Here is a 15579-nt window from a genome sequence, read left to right as displayed (position 1 = left end):
GGATTACTCGTCAGCGCCCTTGTCGACCACTTTGCGACCACGGTATACGCCTTCTGGCGAAACGTGGTGACGCAGGTGTACTTCACCGGTGGTTTTCTCTACCGACAGCGCGTTTTCCGACAGGGCGTCGTGCGAACGGCGCATGTCACGGGCAGAGCGGGATTTTTTGTTCTGCTGAACAGCCATAATTGATTAACTCCTAAACGTTTGGGTCACGCTTTAACTGCGCCAAAACACTGAACGGGTTGGACCGCGATACCTCGTCCTTGCTCGATTCGGGCTCGTCTGCGCCCGCCGGCTGCTGGCATTCTTCCGGATGATGAGCAGGCACGATTGGCAAGGCGAGCAGAAGCTCCTCCTCGATCAATGCCTGCAGATCCAAAGGATCTTCGCCCAGTTCCAGCACGTCATAGCCTTTCGGCAACGACTGGGTATTCGCACCCTCCTTCACCACGGCGTATGTACATTCGCTGTGGATCGGCAGGGTGACCAGCTCAAGACAACGCTGGCAAACCATCTTGACCTCGACGTCCAGCTCGCTGTGGATAACCACCACGTGCTGTTCATCTCGTTCAAAATCGAACTTCGCCTGCACCGTACCGACATTGTCGGAAAGCGGGTCGCAGAGTCTTTCCAAATCAGCGAGCTGCAGCGAACCGTTAAGGGTTACGCCACGATCGGCTAATTTGCGCGGGTCAACGTGAGGTGGAATCGGGTCATTCAACATAGGCGCAGCATTCTAGGGATGCCCCCCGCCCCTGTCAAAGGAAATTCGGCGGCATCGTGCGTGATAGAATTTGTTCAACCGATTCAGGAGTCTACCATGCTTCCTCTGTTACTGGCTTCCAGCTCTGCCTACCGCCGCGAACTGCTTGCACGCCTGCGCCTGCCCTTCACCTGGGCAAGCCCCGATATAGACGAGCGACGCCTGGATGACGAACCGGCGGTGGAGCTGGTGCAGCGGCTGGCCAGGCAAAAAGCCGAGGCCCTGGCAGGCAGCCACCCCGGGCAGCTGATCATTGGTTCGGACCAGGTTGCGGTGCTGGGCGAGCAGGTACTGGGCAAGCCGCACACCTTCGAGCGGGCTTGCGAGCAACTGCTGGAGTGCAGCGGGCAGCAGGTGAGCTTCCTGACCGGGCTGGCGCTGCTGAACAGCGCCACCGGGCACTGCCAGGTGGACTGCGTGCCGTTTACCGTGACCCTGCGCGAACTGGACCGGGAGCGAGTGGAGCGCTATGTGGCGGCGGAACAGCCGCTGGACTGCGCCGGCAGCTTCAAGGCCGAGGGCCTGGGAGTGAGCCTGTTCCAGAGCACGCACGGGTGCGATGCGACCAGCCTGATCGGACTGCCGTTGATTAGACTGGTGGATATGTTGACCAAGGAAGGGGTGGTGATTCCCTGAGACTTTGAGGCCGCGCTGCGCCACCCCACAATCCCGGATCAGCGCAACTGCGGCCCCTGGAAGCCCATCCACATCGCCAAGCGTTCAGCCACGCTGGCGCCAACGCGCTTGGAGAAGCGATCGAGCGCCGATTCCTGCACGGTGAAGTCCACCAACTCCTTTTCACCCACGATCTCGCGCGCCACATAGCTGGCACTGCCCAACCCATCCACCAAGCCCAGCTCCTTGGCCTGCTCGCCCGACCAGACCAGGCCACTGAAGAGCTCCGGATGCTCCTTGTCCTTCAGGCGCTCACCCCGCCCCTGCTTGACCATGGCAATGAACTGCTGGTGCGTGGTATTCAGTACGCCCTGCCAGAACTCGGTCTCTTCCGGCTTCTGCGGCGAGAACGGATCGAGGAAGGCCTTGTGCTCGCCTGCAGTGTAGGTACGCCGCTCCACACCTAGCTTCTCCATGGTGCCGACAAAGCCGTAACCGGCCGCCGTCACACCAATCGAGCCCACCAGGCTGGCCTTGTCGGCATAGATCTCGTCCGCCGCACTGGCGATGTAGTAGGCACCGGAAGCGCCAAGGTCGGCGATGACCGCATACAGCTTGATGGCCGGATATTCAGCCCGCAGACGGCGAATTTCGTCATACACGTAACCCGACTGCACCGGGCTGCCTCCCGGGCTGTTGATGCGCATCACCACAGCCTTGGTCTTGCTGTCCTTGAACGCCTCGCGCAGGCTCTTGACGATATTGTCGGCACTGGCTGGCTCCTGGTCGGCAATCACCCCGCGCACCTCGACCAGCGCGGTATGGCTGGCACTGCGCGACGCTGCATTGTCCATGTCCATCAACGGCGTGAACAGGATCAGGATGCCGAACAGGTAGACGAAGGTCAGCAACTTGAAGAAGATCCCCCAGCGTCGCGCCCGGCGCTGCTCCTGAACGCCCGCCAGCAGGGTCTTTTCCAGCAGCTTCCAGCTCTTGTGCTCTTCGCGCCCCTCGTCGGGTTCGGCCTCAGGGGCTTTCCATTCGTCTGCCATGCTTACCTACCTTGGAAATGGAATTGCGGAACCACCCAGCCACTCACGCAACTGGGAAAAATGATCGATGCACACCTGCGGACCAAACTCGGCCAGTGCCTGCAGCGACATGGCACCATAGCCCACGGCCACCGAATGCATGCCGGCATTGCTGGCCATCTGCAGATCGAATGCCGAATCGCCAACCATCAGCGCACGCCCTGCTTCGACACCGCAATGCCGGAGAATTTCCTCGAGCATCAGCGGGTGCGGCTTGCCGCGGGTCTCGTCGGCGGCGCGAGTGATGTCGAAGAACTGCTCCCAGCCATTGGCCTTGAGTACCCGATCCAGCCCGCGACGCGCCTTGCCGGTGGCCACCGCCAGGCGGTAACCCTCGGCACGGAAGGCATCCAGCGACTCGACCACACCCTCGAACAGCGGCGAGGGCTGCTGGTCCAGGGCCATGTAGATATCGGCATAGTGCTGACGAAAGCTTTCGACCTGAGCAGGCGCCAGGTGCGGGTACAGGGTGTGGATCGCCTCGCCCAGGGCCAGGCCGATGATGCCCTTGACCGCGTCCTCGCTGCTTTGCGCCTCACCGGCACGCTCGGCGGCGGCGTTCATGGCCTCGACGATACGCCCGATCGAGTCGGCCAGGGTGCCATCCCAGTCGAAGATCAGTAGCTCATAGCCTTTTTTCATAGGTCAGGACGCACTCAGACGTTCAACGGTTTTCGCCCAGACTTCATCCACCGGCGCCTCGAGCTTCAGCTCGCCACCGTCCGGCAGCGGCACGGTCAGCGCATAGGCATGCAGGAACAGGCGCTTGCCGCCCAAGTCGCGAATTTCACGACTGAAGTCTTCGTCACCGTACTTGCTGTCGCCAGCGATCATATGCCCGGCATGCAGGGTGTGCACACGGATCTGGTGGGTACGGCCAGTGATCGGGCGCGCCTCGACAATGGTGGCGAACTCGCCGAAGCGGCGCAGCACGCGGAACAGGGTCAGCGCCTCCTTGCCCTCGTCGTTCACCTCGACCATGCGCTCGCCGGAGCGCAGGTTGCTCTTGAGCAACGGCGCGCTGACCTGCTTCTTCGAGGTCGGCCAGTGGCCGCGCACCAGCGCCATGTAGCGCTTGTCGACACCGTCGCCACGCAATGCGGCGTGCAGGTGCCGCAGCATGCTGCGCTTCTTGGCGATCATCAACAGTCCGGAGGTGTCGCGGTCCAGGCGGTGCACCAGCTCCAGCTCCTTGGCGTCCGGGCGCAACTGGCGCAGCGCCTCGATCACGCCGAAGCTCAGGCCGCTGCCGCCATGCACGGCGATGCCGGCCGGCTTGTTCATCACGATCAGCGCCTTGTCTTCGTAGACAATGGCCGCTTCCAGGCGCTGCAACAGGCCCTGGGCCACCGGCGCGGGCTCGTCACGTTCCGGCAGGCGGACGGGCGGTACCCGCACGATGTCCCCGGCCTGGATCTTGTACTCCGGCTTGACGCGCCCCTTGTTGACCCGTACCTCACCCTTGCGCAGGATGCGGTACACCAAGGTCTTGGGCACGCCCTTGAGGGCCGTGATGAGGAAATTGTCGATGCGTTGGCCGGCAAGCTCCGGCGCGACTTCGATCAGCTGAACGCCGGAAGTCGGAGGGGTATTGGTCGTCATGGCGGGATCATAACAATTTTTTATGGAATTGAAGCACTTAATCATTGCTGCTATAGTCGCGAACGCCGCCAAAAGCGGCAGGCCAGCGGCACCAGGCTCCGAGCCGGTCCCTGACCAACGCAATTCTCCAGGACGCGAGGCCGTCCTACGGGGTTTTCGCCAGTTTACCGAATTGCCTGGAATCGCCACCAGCGCTGTGTAGAGAAGACCGAAAAAAAACGACAAGTGCGGTGTTTCACCTGCTTACCCGATTCTTTTCGCTGCACCTCTGCCCGCCCCGTCGCTTCCACGCAACGCCCGGCGAATGCTTCGGAAATACCTGCCTTGGACATGAATGGCGCCAGCGCAGTACCTGCGCTGGCGAAAAATGCAACCCGTTGCGGATTCAGCGCGCGGCAGCACCCGAATTATCAGGGATACGTGCAGGGTGGAGATGCACAGCCCTCGGACCGTGTAGCACCGCGTCCGGCCACCAGCCCACTGAGCGGCTGGCGAGCGGATAAGGTCCTGAACAGATGCCCCCGGGCGTCCACGGCTGACGGTTGATTCCTCCTCCTGACTGAGTGCACAAGGCCCGCTTGGTTGATTCGGATTCCAATTCGAAGCCACCGGGGCCTTGTTGGCACCGCAGCAAACAGGACGCGTCGTCGCGACAACGGCAGGCTGGGCAACCGGCTGGTGCCGAACGTCGCTCGACACGGGGGTGGCCCGGCCACCCTTTGCGCACCTTGGCACCGACCATGAGACGTCGTGTGTGCCGAACGCCGTTTCCGGCAGCCCGGAAACCGACGGTACAACATGAAAAGAATGCTGATTAACGCGACTCAACCCGAAGAGTTGCGTGTAGCCCTGGTGGACGGCCAACGTCTCTACGACCTGGACATCGAGTCCGGCGCGCGCGAGCAGAAAAAGGCCAACATCTACAAAGGCAAGATCACCCGCATCGAACCCAGCCTCGAAGCCGCCTTCGTCGACTTCGGCTCCGAACGTCACGGCTTCCTGCCGCTGAAAGAAATCTCCCGCGAATACTTCAAGAAAGCCCCCGAAGGGCGGGTCAACATCAAGGAAGTGCTGAGCGAAGGCCAGGAAGTCATCGTCCAGGTCGAGAAGGAAGAGCGTGGCAACAAAGGCGCCGCCCTCACCACCTTCATCAGCCTGGCCGGCCGCTACCTGGTGCTGATGCCGAACAACCCGCGTGCCGGCGGCATTTCCCGCCGCATCGAAGGCGAAGAGCGCAACGAACTGCGTGAAGCCCTGAACGGCCTGACCGTGCCGGGCGACATGGGCCTGATCGTGCGCACTGCCGGCCTTGGCCGCAGCAGCGAAGAAATGCAGTGGGACCTCGACTACCTGCTGCAACTGTGGACCGCCATCAAGGAAGCGTCCCAGGACCGCGCCGCGCCATTCCTGATCTACCAGGAAAGCAACGTCATCATCCGCGCCATCCGCGACTACCTGCGCCAGGACATCGGCGAAGTGCTGATCGACAGCATCGATGCCCAGGAAGAAGCCCTGACCTTCATCCGCCAGGTCATGCCGCAGTACGCCAGCAAGGTCAAGCTGTACGAAGACAGCGTGCCGCTGTTCAACCGCTTCCAGATCGAAAGCCAGATCGAGACCGCCTTCCAGCGCGTGGTCGACCTGCCGTCCGGCGGTTCGATCGTGATCGACCCGACCGAAGCCCTGGTGTCGATCGACATCAACTCGGCGCGCGCCACCAAAGGCAGCGACATCGAAGAAACCGCCCTGCAGACCAACCTGGAAGCGGCCGAGGAAATCGCCCGCCAGCTGCGCCTGCGTGACATCGGTGGCCTGATCGTCATCGACTTCATCGACATGACCCCGGCGAAAAACCAGCGCGCCGTCGAAGAGCGTGTTCGCGAGTGCCTGGAAGCCGACCGCGCCCGCGTCCAGGTCGGCCGCATCTCGCGCTTCGGCCTGCTGGAAATGTCCCGTCAGCGCCTGCGCCCTTCGCTGGGCGAAAGCAGCGGCATCGTCTGCCCACGCTGCTCCGGCACCGGCATCATCCGTGACGTCGAATCGCTGTCGCTGGCCATCCTGCGCCTGATCGAAGAAGAAGCCCTGAAGGACCGCACCGCCGAAGTTCGCGCCCAGGTGCCGATCCCGGTGGCTGCCTTCCTGCTCAACGAGAAGCGCAACTCGATCACCAAGATCGAACTGCGCACCCGTGCGCGCATCATCATCCTGCCGAACGATCACCTGGAAACCCCTCACTTCGAAGTCCAGCGCCTGCGCGACGACAATCCGGAAGTGCTGAGCAACCAGTCCAGCTACGAGATCGCCGCCGCCGAAGCCGAAGAAGCGCCGCAGCCGACCGCCACCCGCACCCTGGTTCGCCAGGAAGCCGCAGTCAAGACCGCCCCGGCCCGCGCCAACGCGCCGGTACCGGCCACTGTCGAAGAACCGCAGCCTGCCGCACCGGTCGCCCCTGCCCCGGTCGCTCCGGAGCCAAGCCTGTTCAAGGGCCTGGTGAAGTCGCTGGTAAGCCTGTTCGCCGGCAAGGAAGAGCCTGCCGCAGCGCCGGTTGTCACTGCCGCCGAGAAGCCGGCCGCCGAGCGCAGCCCACGCAACGAAGAACGCCGCAACGGCCGTCAGCAGAGCCGCAACCGCAACGGCCGTCGCGACGAAGAGCGCAAGCCGCGTGAAGAGCGTGCCGAACGCGCACCTCGTGAAGAACGTGCCCCGCGCGAAGAGCGTGCACCACGTGAAGAACGCGCACCACGTGAAGAACGCGCCCCACGCGAAGAGCGTGCACCGCGTGAAGAACGTGCCCCACGCCAGCCACGCGAAGACCGCCGTGGCAATCGTGGCGAAGAGCGTGTGCGCGAACTGCGTGAGCCACTGGACGCCACCCCTGCCGAGCGTGAAGAACGTCAGCCGCGCGAGGAACGTGTAGCCCGTGAAGAACGTGCCCCACGTGAAGAGCGTGCACCTCGCGAGGAACGCGCACCTCGTGAAGAACGTGCTCCACGTGAAGAACGCGCACCTCGCGAAGAACGTGCTCCTCGTGAAGAGCGTGCACCTCGTGAAGAACGTGCTCCACGCGAAGAACGTGCCCCTCGCCCACCACGCGAAGAGCGTCAGCCACGCGTAGCCGAAGAAGCCGCCGAGCAGGCTGCCGAGCTGGCCGAAGAGCAACTGCCGAACGAAGAACTGCTGCAGGACGAACAGGAAGGCACCGATGGCGAGCGCCCGCGCCGCCGTTCCCGTGGCCAGCGTCGTCGCAGCAACCGTCGTGAGCGTCAGCGCAACGCCAACGGCGAGCTGATCGATGGCAGCGAGGAAGAAGGCAGCGAAGAGCAGCCACAACAGCACCAGGCCACCGAGCTGGGTGCCGAACTGGCCGCCGGCCTGGCCGTGACTGCCGCTGTCGCCAGCAGCAACATCAGTGCCGACGCCGAAGCCCAGGCCAACCAGCAGGCCGAGCTTGCCACCGCCGAAGTCGCCCAGCCGGTCGAGCAGGCTGAGAAGTTCGAGCAGGTAGAAGCTGCTGCCGAGGCTGAACAAGTGGCTGTGGCTCCTGTGGTCGAGCAGCCGGTCAGCGAGCCTGTGGCCGTGGTCGAGGCAACTGCCGAGCCAGTGGTCGAAGTCACTCCGCAGCCAGTGGTCGACGAAGCACCTGCTGCCGAACCGGTAGTGGTTGCCGAAGCACCGGTCGAAGCGCCTGCCGTCGAAGCCGGTGAAATCGAGCAGGCCCCGACCGTGGTCGAAGCCGCTCCGGTCGCCGAGCAACCTGCCCCGGTTGTCGAAGCCCAGCCAGAAGTGGTGGCCGAGCCTGCACCAGTGGCCGTCGAGCCTGCACCGGTCGAAGCCCCTGCGGTGGTGGAACCTGCCACTGTCATGCTGGCCAACGGCCGTGCGCCGAACGACCCGCGTGAAGTGCGTCGCCGCAAGCGTGAGGCCGAGGCTGCAGCCAAGGCCGCGCAGGAAGCTGCTGCTGCCGAGGAGCCAGCCCTGGAAGCCAGCGATGAGCAAAAGCCTCATCACGGTTGATAGCCAAGGCTGAATGAAAAAGCCCCGCCAGTGCGAACTGGCGGGGCTTTTTCTTGGCTGGGCGTTTTTCCTGTACCGGCCTCTTCGCGGGTAAACCCGCTCCCACAGGCCCCCACCACCCTCAAGCCCTATGACGTCCCTGTGGGAGCGGCTTCAGCCGCGAAAGGGCCAGCCCAGGCACTGAATCAGTAGAGGTTAGGCTCCATCTCCAGCTCGACCCCGAACCGCTCGAGGATATCGGCCTGGATCCGGCACGCCAGTGCATGCATCTGCGCCCCGCTCGCCTGGCCGTAGTTGACCAGCACCAGCGACTGCAAACGATGCACCCCGGCATCCCCCTCGCGGTGGCCCTTCCAGCCTGCCTGCTCAATCAACCAGCCTGCCGCCAGCTTCACCTGGCCATCGGCTTGGGGATAAGCCACTACCCCCGGGTACTGCGCACGAATACGCTCGACCAGTTCCGCCGAGACCACCGGGTTCTTGAAGAAGCTCCCGGCATTACCCAGCTCTGCCGGGTCTGGGAGCTTCTCGCGGCGAATGTTGCAGATCGCCTCGCTGATCGCCTGCGCGGTCGGCTCGGTCACGCCCTGCTCCGCCAGGCGCTGGCGCACCGGGCCGTAGTCCAGGTGAGCCTGTAGCGTACGGCTCAAGGCAAAGCGCACACGCAGGATCAACCAACGCCCAGGGTTGCGCTTGAACAGGCTGTCGCGATACCCGAAGGCACATTCAGCCAGGCCGAAGTCACGCAACTCGCCGGTCTCGCGGTCCAGGGCGGTCAAGCCGACAAATACGTCCTTGATCTCCACGCCATAGGCGCCCACGTTCTGCATCGGCGCGGCGCCCACGGTGCCGGGGATCAGGCTGAGGTTCTCCAGCCCGCAATAGCCCTGCGCCAGTGTCCACTGCACGAACGGGTGCCACGGCTCACCGGCCTCGGCCTCGACCACGATACGTTCGCCATCGTCGCCGAGCACGCGCCGACCACGGCTGGCCATATGCAGCACCAGCGCATCGATATCGCGGGTGAGCAGCAAGTTGCTGCCACCGCCAATCACCAGCACCGGCACGCCGCCTTGCTGCGCCTGGGCCAGCGCCAGGCGCACCTCCTGGTCATCATGTGCCTGGGTGAAATACCGCGCCTTCACGTCGATGCCAAAGGTGTTGTACGGCTTGAGCGATACCTGCTCCTGCCACTGCACTGTCATATCCGCCCCTTGATTTCCAGGACCAGCGCCTGGCAAGCCGCTTCAACCAGGTCGAGCACCTGCTCGAAGCCGTCGGCGCCACCGTAGTACGGGTCCGGCACTTCATCCAGCGCTGCGCCATAACGGCGCAGGAACAGGTCGAGCTCCCCCACTGCCGTGTGCGGGCGCATCGCACGCAAGTGGCCAAGGTTGCTCTCGTCCATGGCCAGGATCAGGTCATATTCGGCAAAGTGCGCCGCCTTGACCTGCTGGGCGCGTTGCTGCGAGAGGTCATAGCCACGCGCCAGCGCTGCCTTGCAGGTGCGGCTGTCGGGCGCCTTGCCGACGTGCCAGTCGCCGGTGCCGGCCGAGGCTACATGCACCCGGTCGGCAAGCCCGGCAGCCTGCAATTGATGGCGCAGCACGCCTTCGGCGGTGGGCGAGCGACAGATATTGCCGAGGCAGACGAACAGGACGCGCATCAGGCCTCCAGCAAGCGCCGTACGCGCTCCAGATCTTCAGGGGTATCCACGCCCACGGCAGGCGCCTCGATGGCGTCTTCGACGTGGATGCGCACGCCATGCCACAGGGCACGCAGCTGCTCCAGCGCTTCGGTCTGCTCGAGCCAGCATGGGCCCCAACTGACGAAGTCCTGCAGGAAGCCGACGCGGTAGGCGTACATGCCAATGTGGCGGCGATATGGCACGCCTTCTGGCAACAGGTTGCGATCCTTGGCAAAAGCATCGCGAGCCCAGGGCAGCGGCGCACGGCTGAAGGTCAGGGCCAGGCCGTTCTTGTCGCTGACCACCTTGACCGCATTGGGGTTGAACACCGTTTCCGGCTCATGGATCGGTTCGGCCAGGGTGGCGATGCCGGCTTCCGGATGCGCCGCCAGGTTGGCTGCCACCTGGTCGATGATCACCGGCGGGATCAGCGGCTCGTCGCCCTGTACATTGACCACGATGGCATCGGCAGACAGGCCTAGGTGTACGGCCACTTCGGCCAGGCGGTCGGTGCCGGACTCATGGTCGGCACGGGTCAGCAGCACTTCGGCGCCGAAGGCCTTGCAGGCCTCTACGATGCTGGCGTCGTCGGTGGCGATGACCACGCGGCTGGCGCCGCTCTTGCGGGCCTGTTCCCACACATGCTGCACCATCGGCTTGCCGGCGATCGACAGCAATGGCTTGCCCGGCAGGCGCGTGGAGCGCAGCCGGGCGGGGATCACCACGGTGAAATCCAGGCTCATTTGTCCAGACGCTCTTCATCGGTCAGGGTGCGTGCCTCGCTTTCCAGCATGACCGGGATGCCGTCGCGGATCGGGTAGGCCAGGCCAGCCCCCTTGCTGATCAGCTCGGTCTTGTCGGCACTGAGCTTGAGCGGGCCCTTGGTGATCGGGCAGGCCAGGATATCGAGCAGTTTGGTGTCCATTTGAGGCTTCCTTTAGGCCAGGTGGCCGGGAATTGAAAAAGGGCTCAGGGCTTGCGCAGCAAGCGTTGCAACTGGTTGTCGAACCAGGCGCTGAAAGCCGGCGTGGGCTGCGCCTCGACGGCCAGGTACCACCAGTCGTCAGCGGCGAAGGCCCGGCATTTCACCGCATCCTTCTCGGTCATGACCAGCGGCAGCGGCGGGCTGAAGGCCAGGCTCTGGGCGCTGAACTGCGCATGGTCGGCAAAGGGATGCGGCACCGGCTGCCAGTTTAGCCCCAGCAGGGTATTGAAGAAACGTTGCGGGTTGCCGATACCGGCCACCGCGTGCAGGCGCTGGCCTGCGGGGAAATGGTCAAGCGCACGGCGCTCGCCACTGCGCAGGTTGACCAGGGCGGACGGCTGCAGGCGGAAGCCGAAACCATCGGCGCGGTCTGCGCTGGCGCCGTTGAACAGCACTGCGTCAGCCTCGTGCAGGCGCTCGGCGGGCTCACGCAGTGGCCCCGCCGGCAGGCAGCGGCCATTGCCCAGGCCGCGTGCGGCATCGATCAGCACCAGCTCCAGGTCGCGCGCCAGGCGATAGTGCTGCATGCCGTCGTCACACAGGATCAGGTCGAGGGGTTCGCTGGCCAGCAATGCCTGCACGGCCCGGGAGCGGTCGGGGTCGATCATCAGCGGCACGCCGGTGCGCTGCACGATCAGCAGCGGTTCATCGCCGGCCTGCCCGGCCGCCTGATCGGGCTGCACGCGCCAGGGTAGCTGCGGCGGCTTGGCGCCATAGCCACGGCTGACCACGCCCACTTTCAACCCCTGCTTGCGGCAGTGCTCGATCAGCCAGAGGATCATCGGCGTCTTGCCGGTACCACCCACGGTAATGTTACCCACCACGATGACCGGCACCGGGGCCCGGTAGCTGGCACTTTCGCCACTGAGAAAACGCGCCCGCTTGCGCGTGACCACGCGGCGATACAGCGCCTCCAGCGGGCGCAGCAGCGCCAGGGCCGGGTGCCCGGCGTACCAGGCGGCGAGCAGACGGTCGGCGAAGGCCATCAAGGTGTGCCCTGGGCCGCCTCGACAGTGGTCATGCGCAACTGGCTGAAACCGAGCTTGCCGGCGGCATCCATCGCAGTGACCACGGCCTGGTGCGGGGTCTTGCCGTCGGCGCTGATGGCCAGCGGCAGCTTGTTGTCGCCGCCCGACTCACGCTCGATCGCTTCGCTCAGGGTGGCCAGGTCGCTCTTTGGCAGCAAGTGGTTGTTCACCGAGTACACGCCTTCGGCGCTGATGGTGATTTCCACCAGCTTGCCCTGGTCGGGCGCCGCCGGCTCGGCGCTGGCAGCTTCAGGCAGCTCGACGCGCAGCTGGGTCTCGCGGGTGAAGGTGGTGGTGACCACGAAGAACAGCAGCAGGACGAACACCACGTCGATCAGCGACGCCAGGTTGATGTCGACGTTCTCCCGCTGGCGATTGCGCCGGAACTTCACACCTTGCCTCCGGCCACTTCCACTTCGCGGTCGCCCTGGATCACCTCCACCAGCTTGATCGCTTCCTGCTCCATGCCCACCACCAACTCATCGATGCGGCGCTGCAGGAAGCGGTGGAAGAACACCGCCGGGATACCAACCATCAGGCCGGCCGCGGTGGTGACCAGGGCTTTGGAGATACCACCGGCCAACACCGCGGCGTTGGCGGTCATCTGCGAGCCCATGAAGGCGCTGAAGATGTCGATCATGCCCAGCACGGTGCCCAGCAGGCCCAACAGCGGAGCCATGGCGGCGATGGTGCCGAGGGTGCTGATGTAGCGTTCCAGTTCGTGGATGACGCGCGAAGCGGCCTCCTCGATGCATTCCTTCATGATTTCGCGGCCATGGCGCGAGTTGGCCAGACCGGCGGCAAGGATTTCGCCCAGTGGCGAATCGGCGCGCAGGGCCTTGAGCTTGTCACTGGTCAGTTGCTTGTCCTTGATCCACATCCACACCTGACCCAGCAGGTGCGGCGGGGTGACGCGACTGGCGCGCAGGGTCCACAGGCGCTCGACGACGATAGCCATGGCAGCGATGGAGCTCAGAATGATCGGCAGCATCATCCAACCACCGGACTTGACCAATTCCCACACAGTAAACGCCCCTTCGGAAAAAGGCCGCCACTCTACCATAGGCGCGCCGGGGGCTCATCTGCCGGAGGTCAGGGAATTGGGTTGTGTGGGGGTTGCGGAGGGGGTGGGGGGTGGGGGGGTGGGGTCGCCATGACAGTTGCAGCGCCTGCGAGATCGAGCGCCGCCCGCGCGGCGCTTCGCAGCGCAAGGCTGCTCCTACATCTGTTTCGGGCCAGTAACGCCTGTGCCAATGCGCGCGACCGCCTTGTTTGTCCGGCCCGATATCGAGGTGGACGCCAAGGGGCCGCGCGCCTTTGCCTCAGGAATAATTGGCCCGAAACAGATGTAGGAGCAGCCTTGCGCTGCGAAGCGCCGCGCGGGCGGCGCTCAATCCCACAGGCACTGAAAATGTAACGGCAAGCACCTGCAAGCCACTACACCTCACTGCACCCGAACCCGCCAAAACCGCCTCTGCCCCCGCACACCCTCCACCTCCCCCAGCCTCCCCAGCACCAACCGCAACGCCCCCTGCTCCGCCGTGTCATGCATCACCACCCCATGCCGCCGATAACGTTCGACCACCTGCGCATGCGGGTGCCCGAAGCTGTTGTTGCGCCCCCGCGAAATCAGTACCCCGCGCGGCGCCGTGGCGCGGATGAAGGCCTCGCTGGACGAACTGCGGCTGCCGTGATGCGGCGACTGCAACCAGTCGATCCGCGGTGCTTCCGTGGCCGCCAGCCAGGCCCGTTCGGCACCGGCCTCCATGTCTCCCGCCAGCAACAACCGCTCACCCTGCGCCTCGACCAACAACACACAGGAGCGGTCATTGCTGCTCTGCCCATCGGCCCAGCGCCACATCGAAAAGCGCACGCCATCCCACATCCACTGCTCGCCACTTACGCAAGGTTGCAGTTGCAGGTCATCCAGCAATTCGCCGCCGATCACCCGTTCGACCGGCAGGCCACGCATGATTGCGCCAGCACCACCGGCGTGGTCGGCATGGGCGTGGCTGACCAGCATCAGGTCCAGGCTGCCCACCCCCAGCTTGCGCAAGGTCGGCAACACCACCCGCTCGCCCAGGTCGCTCTCGCCCCTGGCCGGCCCGGCGTCGTACAGCAGGTTGTGATGCCGGGTGCGCAAAAGCACTGCCAGCCCCTGGCCGACGTCCAGCTGCCAGACCTCGACCTGGCCGAACGGCACCGTCTCCCGGGGTACCCACAGCGCCAGCAGCATTACGCCACCCAACCCGCGCAGTGGTACGCCACGGGGCATCAAAACCAGCAACGTACCCAGGCACACCAGCAGCCAGGCCCACAACGGCAGAACTGCTGGCAGCCACGCCGACTGCTGTTGCGCCACCAACTCCAGCAGCCGGAAAAGCACATCGAGCAAACCACCCGCCAGCCAGAGCAGCGCCTCCCCTACCCCGCCCAACGGCAGCAGCAAAGTGCCCAGCAATGCCAATGGCAGCACGGCCAGGCTGACCCAGGGCACCGCAACAAGGTTGGCCAGCGGCGCACTCAAGCTCACCGGCAAGCCCGTAGCCAGCAGTACCGGCAGCAAGCCGATCGCAATCACCCATTGCGCCCGCGTCCAGGCCTGCCAGGGCCGCCAGCTGCCCAGGCGGGCACTGAAGCAATAGACAAGCGTGGCCACGGCCGCGAACGACAGCCAGAACCCGGGCAGCAGCGCGGCCAACGGCTCCACCAACAGTACGGCAATCAGCGCCAGCAACAACGGCAAGGTCGCACCCAGTTGGCGAAAACGCAGGCGCCAGAGCAACACCACGGCCAGCATCAGGCAGGCACGCTGCACCGGTACACCGCCACCAGCCAACCAACCGTAGGCCAGTGCCGCAGCCATGGCCAAGCCACACGCCCAGGGCAGCCACGGCAACCGAGCGGGCCACAGCCCCCAACGCGCCAGCCCGGCAACCAGGCCATACAGCAAGCCGGCAACCAGGCCGATGTGCTGGCCAGAGATCACCAACAGGTGCACCGTGCCGGTGGCCTGCAACGTTTGCCAGTCCTCCCGGGCCAGGCCCGCCCCGTCGCCAAGCACCAGCGCCACCAACGCTGCCTGCCGGCCATTGGCCTCGACTGCCAGCAGGCGCTGGCGCAGCGTGTCGCGCCAGCCGCCGACAACCGGCGCCAGCAACTGCCCGGCCTTGACCGTACCGGTCGCACCGACCCGCCGCGCCAGCAATTGCGCCTCACGGTCCGGTCCATGCGGGTTGAGCAGCCCGGCCGGGCGCTGCAAGGTCACCGCCAGCCGCCACTGCTCGCCCGCGCGCAGCGGCGGGCCGTCGAACCAGCTCAGTTGCAGGCGCTGCGGCAGCTCTGCCCGCCGCGAGCGGGCCGCGTCCAGCTCGAAGCGCACACCCTGCGCAGTCCGGGTCGGCAGGCCGACCACCCGGCCCTCAAGCCACAAGGTGCGGCCATCCAGCCCGGTTGCCAGGCGGTCATCCAGCGCCTGCTGCGCAGACCAGCAGGCCCAACACAGGCCCAACAGAAAACAGCCCAGCGGCCACAGACGGGTGAACAGGCCGAGGCCACCGGCTACAGCCAGCAGCACCAGCCATCCGACCGATGGCAATGCGGGAAGAAAGCCCAGGCACAACAGCCCGAGCGCGAGCGCAAACATCCCTGTGCGCATGAAGTAGAGCTCCAGAAGCGAAATCACCTCCTGAGGCATAGCCCAATTGCCGGCAGCGCTTGCTCAACAATTGTCACAAACTCTAAACGAGGCTGAGCGGGAATCAGGGCATACTGCCCGGATCAACGCTCCG

At 65.0% G+C, this 15579-nt stretch carries 15 protein-coding genes; 2 read left to right on the top strand and 13 right to left on the bottom strand.

Annotation, left to right across the window (positions count from 1 at the left end):
• Nucleotides 1–3: 3 nt before the first annotated feature.
• The gene (gene rpmF, locus GYA95_RS03545; protein WP_003247154.1) at nt 4–186 is read right to left on the bottom strand and encodes a 50S ribosomal protein L32; all 183 of its coding nucleotides are present in this window, start codon (nt 184–186) and stop codon (nt 4–6) included.
• Nucleotides 187–199: 13 nt separating this feature from the next.
• Nucleotides 200–727: a YceD family protein gene (locus GYA95_RS03540; protein ID WP_012313431.1), complete on the bottom strand. Its 528-nt coding sequence runs from the start codon at nt 725–727 to the stop codon at nt 200–202.
• 96 nt (nt 728–823) lie between these two features.
• On the opposite strand from GYA95_RS03540, the gene GYA95_RS03535 reads away from it, so the two are divergent.
• Nucleotides 824–1402: a Maf family protein gene (locus tag GYA95_RS03535; RefSeq protein ID WP_015269408.1), complete on the top strand. Its 579-nt coding sequence runs from the start codon at nt 824–826 to the stop codon at nt 1400–1402.
• 38 nt (nt 1403–1440) lie between these two features.
• On the opposite strand, the gene sppA is transcribed toward GYA95_RS03535, so the two are convergent.
• The 3 genes from sppA to rluC are packed head-to-tail and all read right to left on the bottom strand — an operon-like array spanning nt 1441 to nt 4074.
• Nucleotides 1441–2433, bottom strand: a complete 993-nt coding sequence (sppA, locus tag GYA95_RS03530; RefSeq protein ID WP_015269407.1) for a signal peptide peptidase SppA — start codon at nt 2431–2433, stop codon at nt 1441–1443.
• A gap of 6 nt (nt 2434–2439) precedes the next feature.
• Nucleotides 2440–3114, bottom strand: a complete 675-nt coding sequence (locus GYA95_RS03525; RefSeq protein WP_015269406.1) for an HAD family hydrolase — start codon at nt 3112–3114, stop codon at nt 2440–2442.
• Between the two features lie 3 nt (nt 3115–3117).
• Nucleotides 3118–4074 carry a 23S rRNA pseudouridine(955/2504/2580) synthase RluC gene (gene rluC / locus GYA95_RS03520; protein ID WP_013971570.1) on the bottom strand — a complete coding sequence of 319 codons (957 nt, stop codon included), beginning with the start codon at nt 4072–4074 and terminating at the stop codon, nt 3118–3120.
• Nucleotides 4075–4872: 798 nt separating this feature from the next.
• Between rluC and rne the strand changes: the two genes are divergently transcribed.
• On the top strand, nt 4873–8088 hold the full coding sequence (gene rne, locus GYA95_RS03515; protein ID WP_174824246.1) for a ribonuclease E: 3216 nt from the start codon (nt 4873–4875) through the stop codon (nt 8086–8088).
• Nucleotides 8089–8273: 185 nt separating this feature from the next.
• Here the strand turns inward: rne and murB are convergent, their stop codons facing one another.
• From murB to GYA95_RS03475, 8 genes are all read right to left on the bottom strand, one after another.
• Nucleotides 8274–9293, bottom strand: a complete 1020-nt coding sequence (gene murB / locus GYA95_RS03510) for a UDP-N-acetylmuramate dehydrogenase (protein WP_015269404.1) — start codon at nt 9291–9293, stop codon at nt 8274–8276.
• On the bottom strand, nt 9290–9754 hold the full coding sequence (locus tag GYA95_RS03505; protein ID WP_015269403.1) for a low molecular weight protein-tyrosine-phosphatase: 465 nt from the start codon (nt 9752–9754) through the stop codon (nt 9290–9292). The genes murB and GYA95_RS03505 overlap by 4 nt, the downstream gene beginning before the upstream one ends.
• Nucleotides 9754–10518: a 3-deoxy-manno-octulosonate cytidylyltransferase gene (kdsB, locus tag GYA95_RS03500; protein WP_015269402.1), complete on the bottom strand. Its 765-nt coding sequence runs from the start codon at nt 10516–10518 to the stop codon at nt 9754–9756. Before kdsB ends, GYA95_RS03505 begins: the two co-directional genes overlap by 1 nt.
• On the bottom strand, nt 10515–10700 hold the full coding sequence (locus tag GYA95_RS03495; RefSeq protein ID WP_011532874.1) for a Trm112 family protein: 186 nt from the start codon (nt 10698–10700) through the stop codon (nt 10515–10517). Before GYA95_RS03495 ends, kdsB begins: the two co-directional genes overlap by 4 nt.
• 44 nt (nt 10701–10744) lie before the next feature.
• Nucleotides 10745–11746, bottom strand: coding sequence for a tetraacyldisaccharide 4'-kinase (lpxK, locus tag GYA95_RS03490; RefSeq protein ID WP_015269401.1), 1002 nt, complete (start codon nt 11744–11746; stop codon nt 10745–10747).
• The gene (locus GYA95_RS03485) at nt 11746–12180 is read right to left on the bottom strand and encodes an ExbD/TolR family protein (protein ID WP_013971564.1); all 435 of its coding nucleotides are present in this window, start codon (nt 12178–12180) and stop codon (nt 11746–11748) included. Before GYA95_RS03485 ends, lpxK begins: the two co-directional genes overlap by 1 nt.
• The gene (locus GYA95_RS03480; RefSeq protein ID WP_015269400.1) at nt 12177–12812 is read right to left on the bottom strand and encodes a MotA/TolQ/ExbB proton channel family protein; all 636 of its coding nucleotides are present in this window, start codon (nt 12810–12812) and stop codon (nt 12177–12179) included. Before GYA95_RS03480 ends, GYA95_RS03485 begins: the two co-directional genes overlap by 4 nt.
• A 420-nt stretch (nt 12813–13232) precedes the next feature.
• Nucleotides 13233–15446, bottom strand: coding sequence for a DNA internalization-related competence protein ComEC/Rec2 (locus tag GYA95_RS03475; protein WP_043936088.1), 2214 nt, complete (start codon nt 15444–15446; stop codon nt 13233–13235).
• Nucleotides 15447–15579 lie beyond the last annotated feature (133 nt).

It is taken from the genome of Pseudomonas asiatica (genome assembly GCF_009932335.1).
Lineage (GTDB): Bacteria > Pseudomonadota > Gammaproteobacteria > Pseudomonadales > Pseudomonadaceae > Aquipseudomonas > Aquipseudomonas asiatica.
The sequence above is the reverse complement of the archived record's forward strand: the minus strand, read 5'-3'. Positions and strand labels throughout refer to the sequence as shown.

Excerpts from the sequence above, each read along its gene's own strand:
- murB (WP_015269404.1), bottom strand. The coding sequence starts at position 9,293 with ATGACAGTGCAGTGGCAGGAGCAGGTATCGCTCAAGCCGTACAACACC.
- GYA95_RS03525 (WP_015269406.1), bottom strand. The coding sequence starts at position 3,114 with ATGAAAAAAGGCTATGAGCTACTGATCTTCGACTGGGATGGCACCCTG.
- GYA95_RS03535 (WP_015269408.1), top strand. The coding sequence starts at position 824 with ATGCTTCCTCTGTTACTGGCTTCCAGCTCTGCCTACCGCCGCGAACTG.
- GYA95_RS03540 (WP_012313431.1), bottom strand. The coding sequence starts at position 727 with ATGTTGAATGACCCGATTCCACCTCACGTTGACCCGCGCAAATTAGCC.
- kdsB (WP_015269402.1), bottom strand. The coding sequence starts at position 10,518 with ATGAGCCTGGATTTCACCGTGGTGATCCCCGCCCGGCTGCGCTCCACG.
- rpmF (WP_003247154.1), bottom strand. The coding sequence starts at position 186 with ATGGCTGTTCAGCAGAACAAAAAATCCCGCTCTGCCCGTGACATGCGC.
- GYA95_RS03495 (WP_011532874.1), bottom strand. The coding sequence starts at position 10,700 with ATGGACACCAAACTGCTCGATATCCTGGCCTGCCCGATCACCAAGGGC.
- GYA95_RS03475 (WP_043936088.1), bottom strand. The coding sequence starts at position 15,446 with ATGCGCACAGGGATGTTTGCGCTCGCGCTCGGGCTGTTGTGCCTGGGC.
- lpxK (WP_015269401.1), bottom strand. The coding sequence starts at position 11,746 with ATGGCCTTCGCCGACCGTCTGCTCGCCGCCTGGTACGCCGGGCACCCG.
- GYA95_RS03505 (WP_015269403.1), bottom strand. The coding sequence starts at position 9,754 with ATGCGCGTCCTGTTCGTCTGCCTCGGCAATATCTGTCGCTCGCCCACC.
- rluC (WP_013971570.1), bottom strand. The coding sequence starts at position 4,074 with ATGACGACCAATACCCCTCCGACTTCCGGCGTTCAGCTGATCGAAGTC.
- rne (WP_174824246.1), top strand. The coding sequence starts at position 4,873 with ATGAAAAGAATGCTGATTAACGCGACTCAACCCGAAGAGTTGCGTGTA.
- sppA (WP_015269407.1), bottom strand. The coding sequence starts at position 2,433 with ATGGCAGACGAATGGAAAGCCCCTGAGGCCGAACCCGACGAGGGGCGC.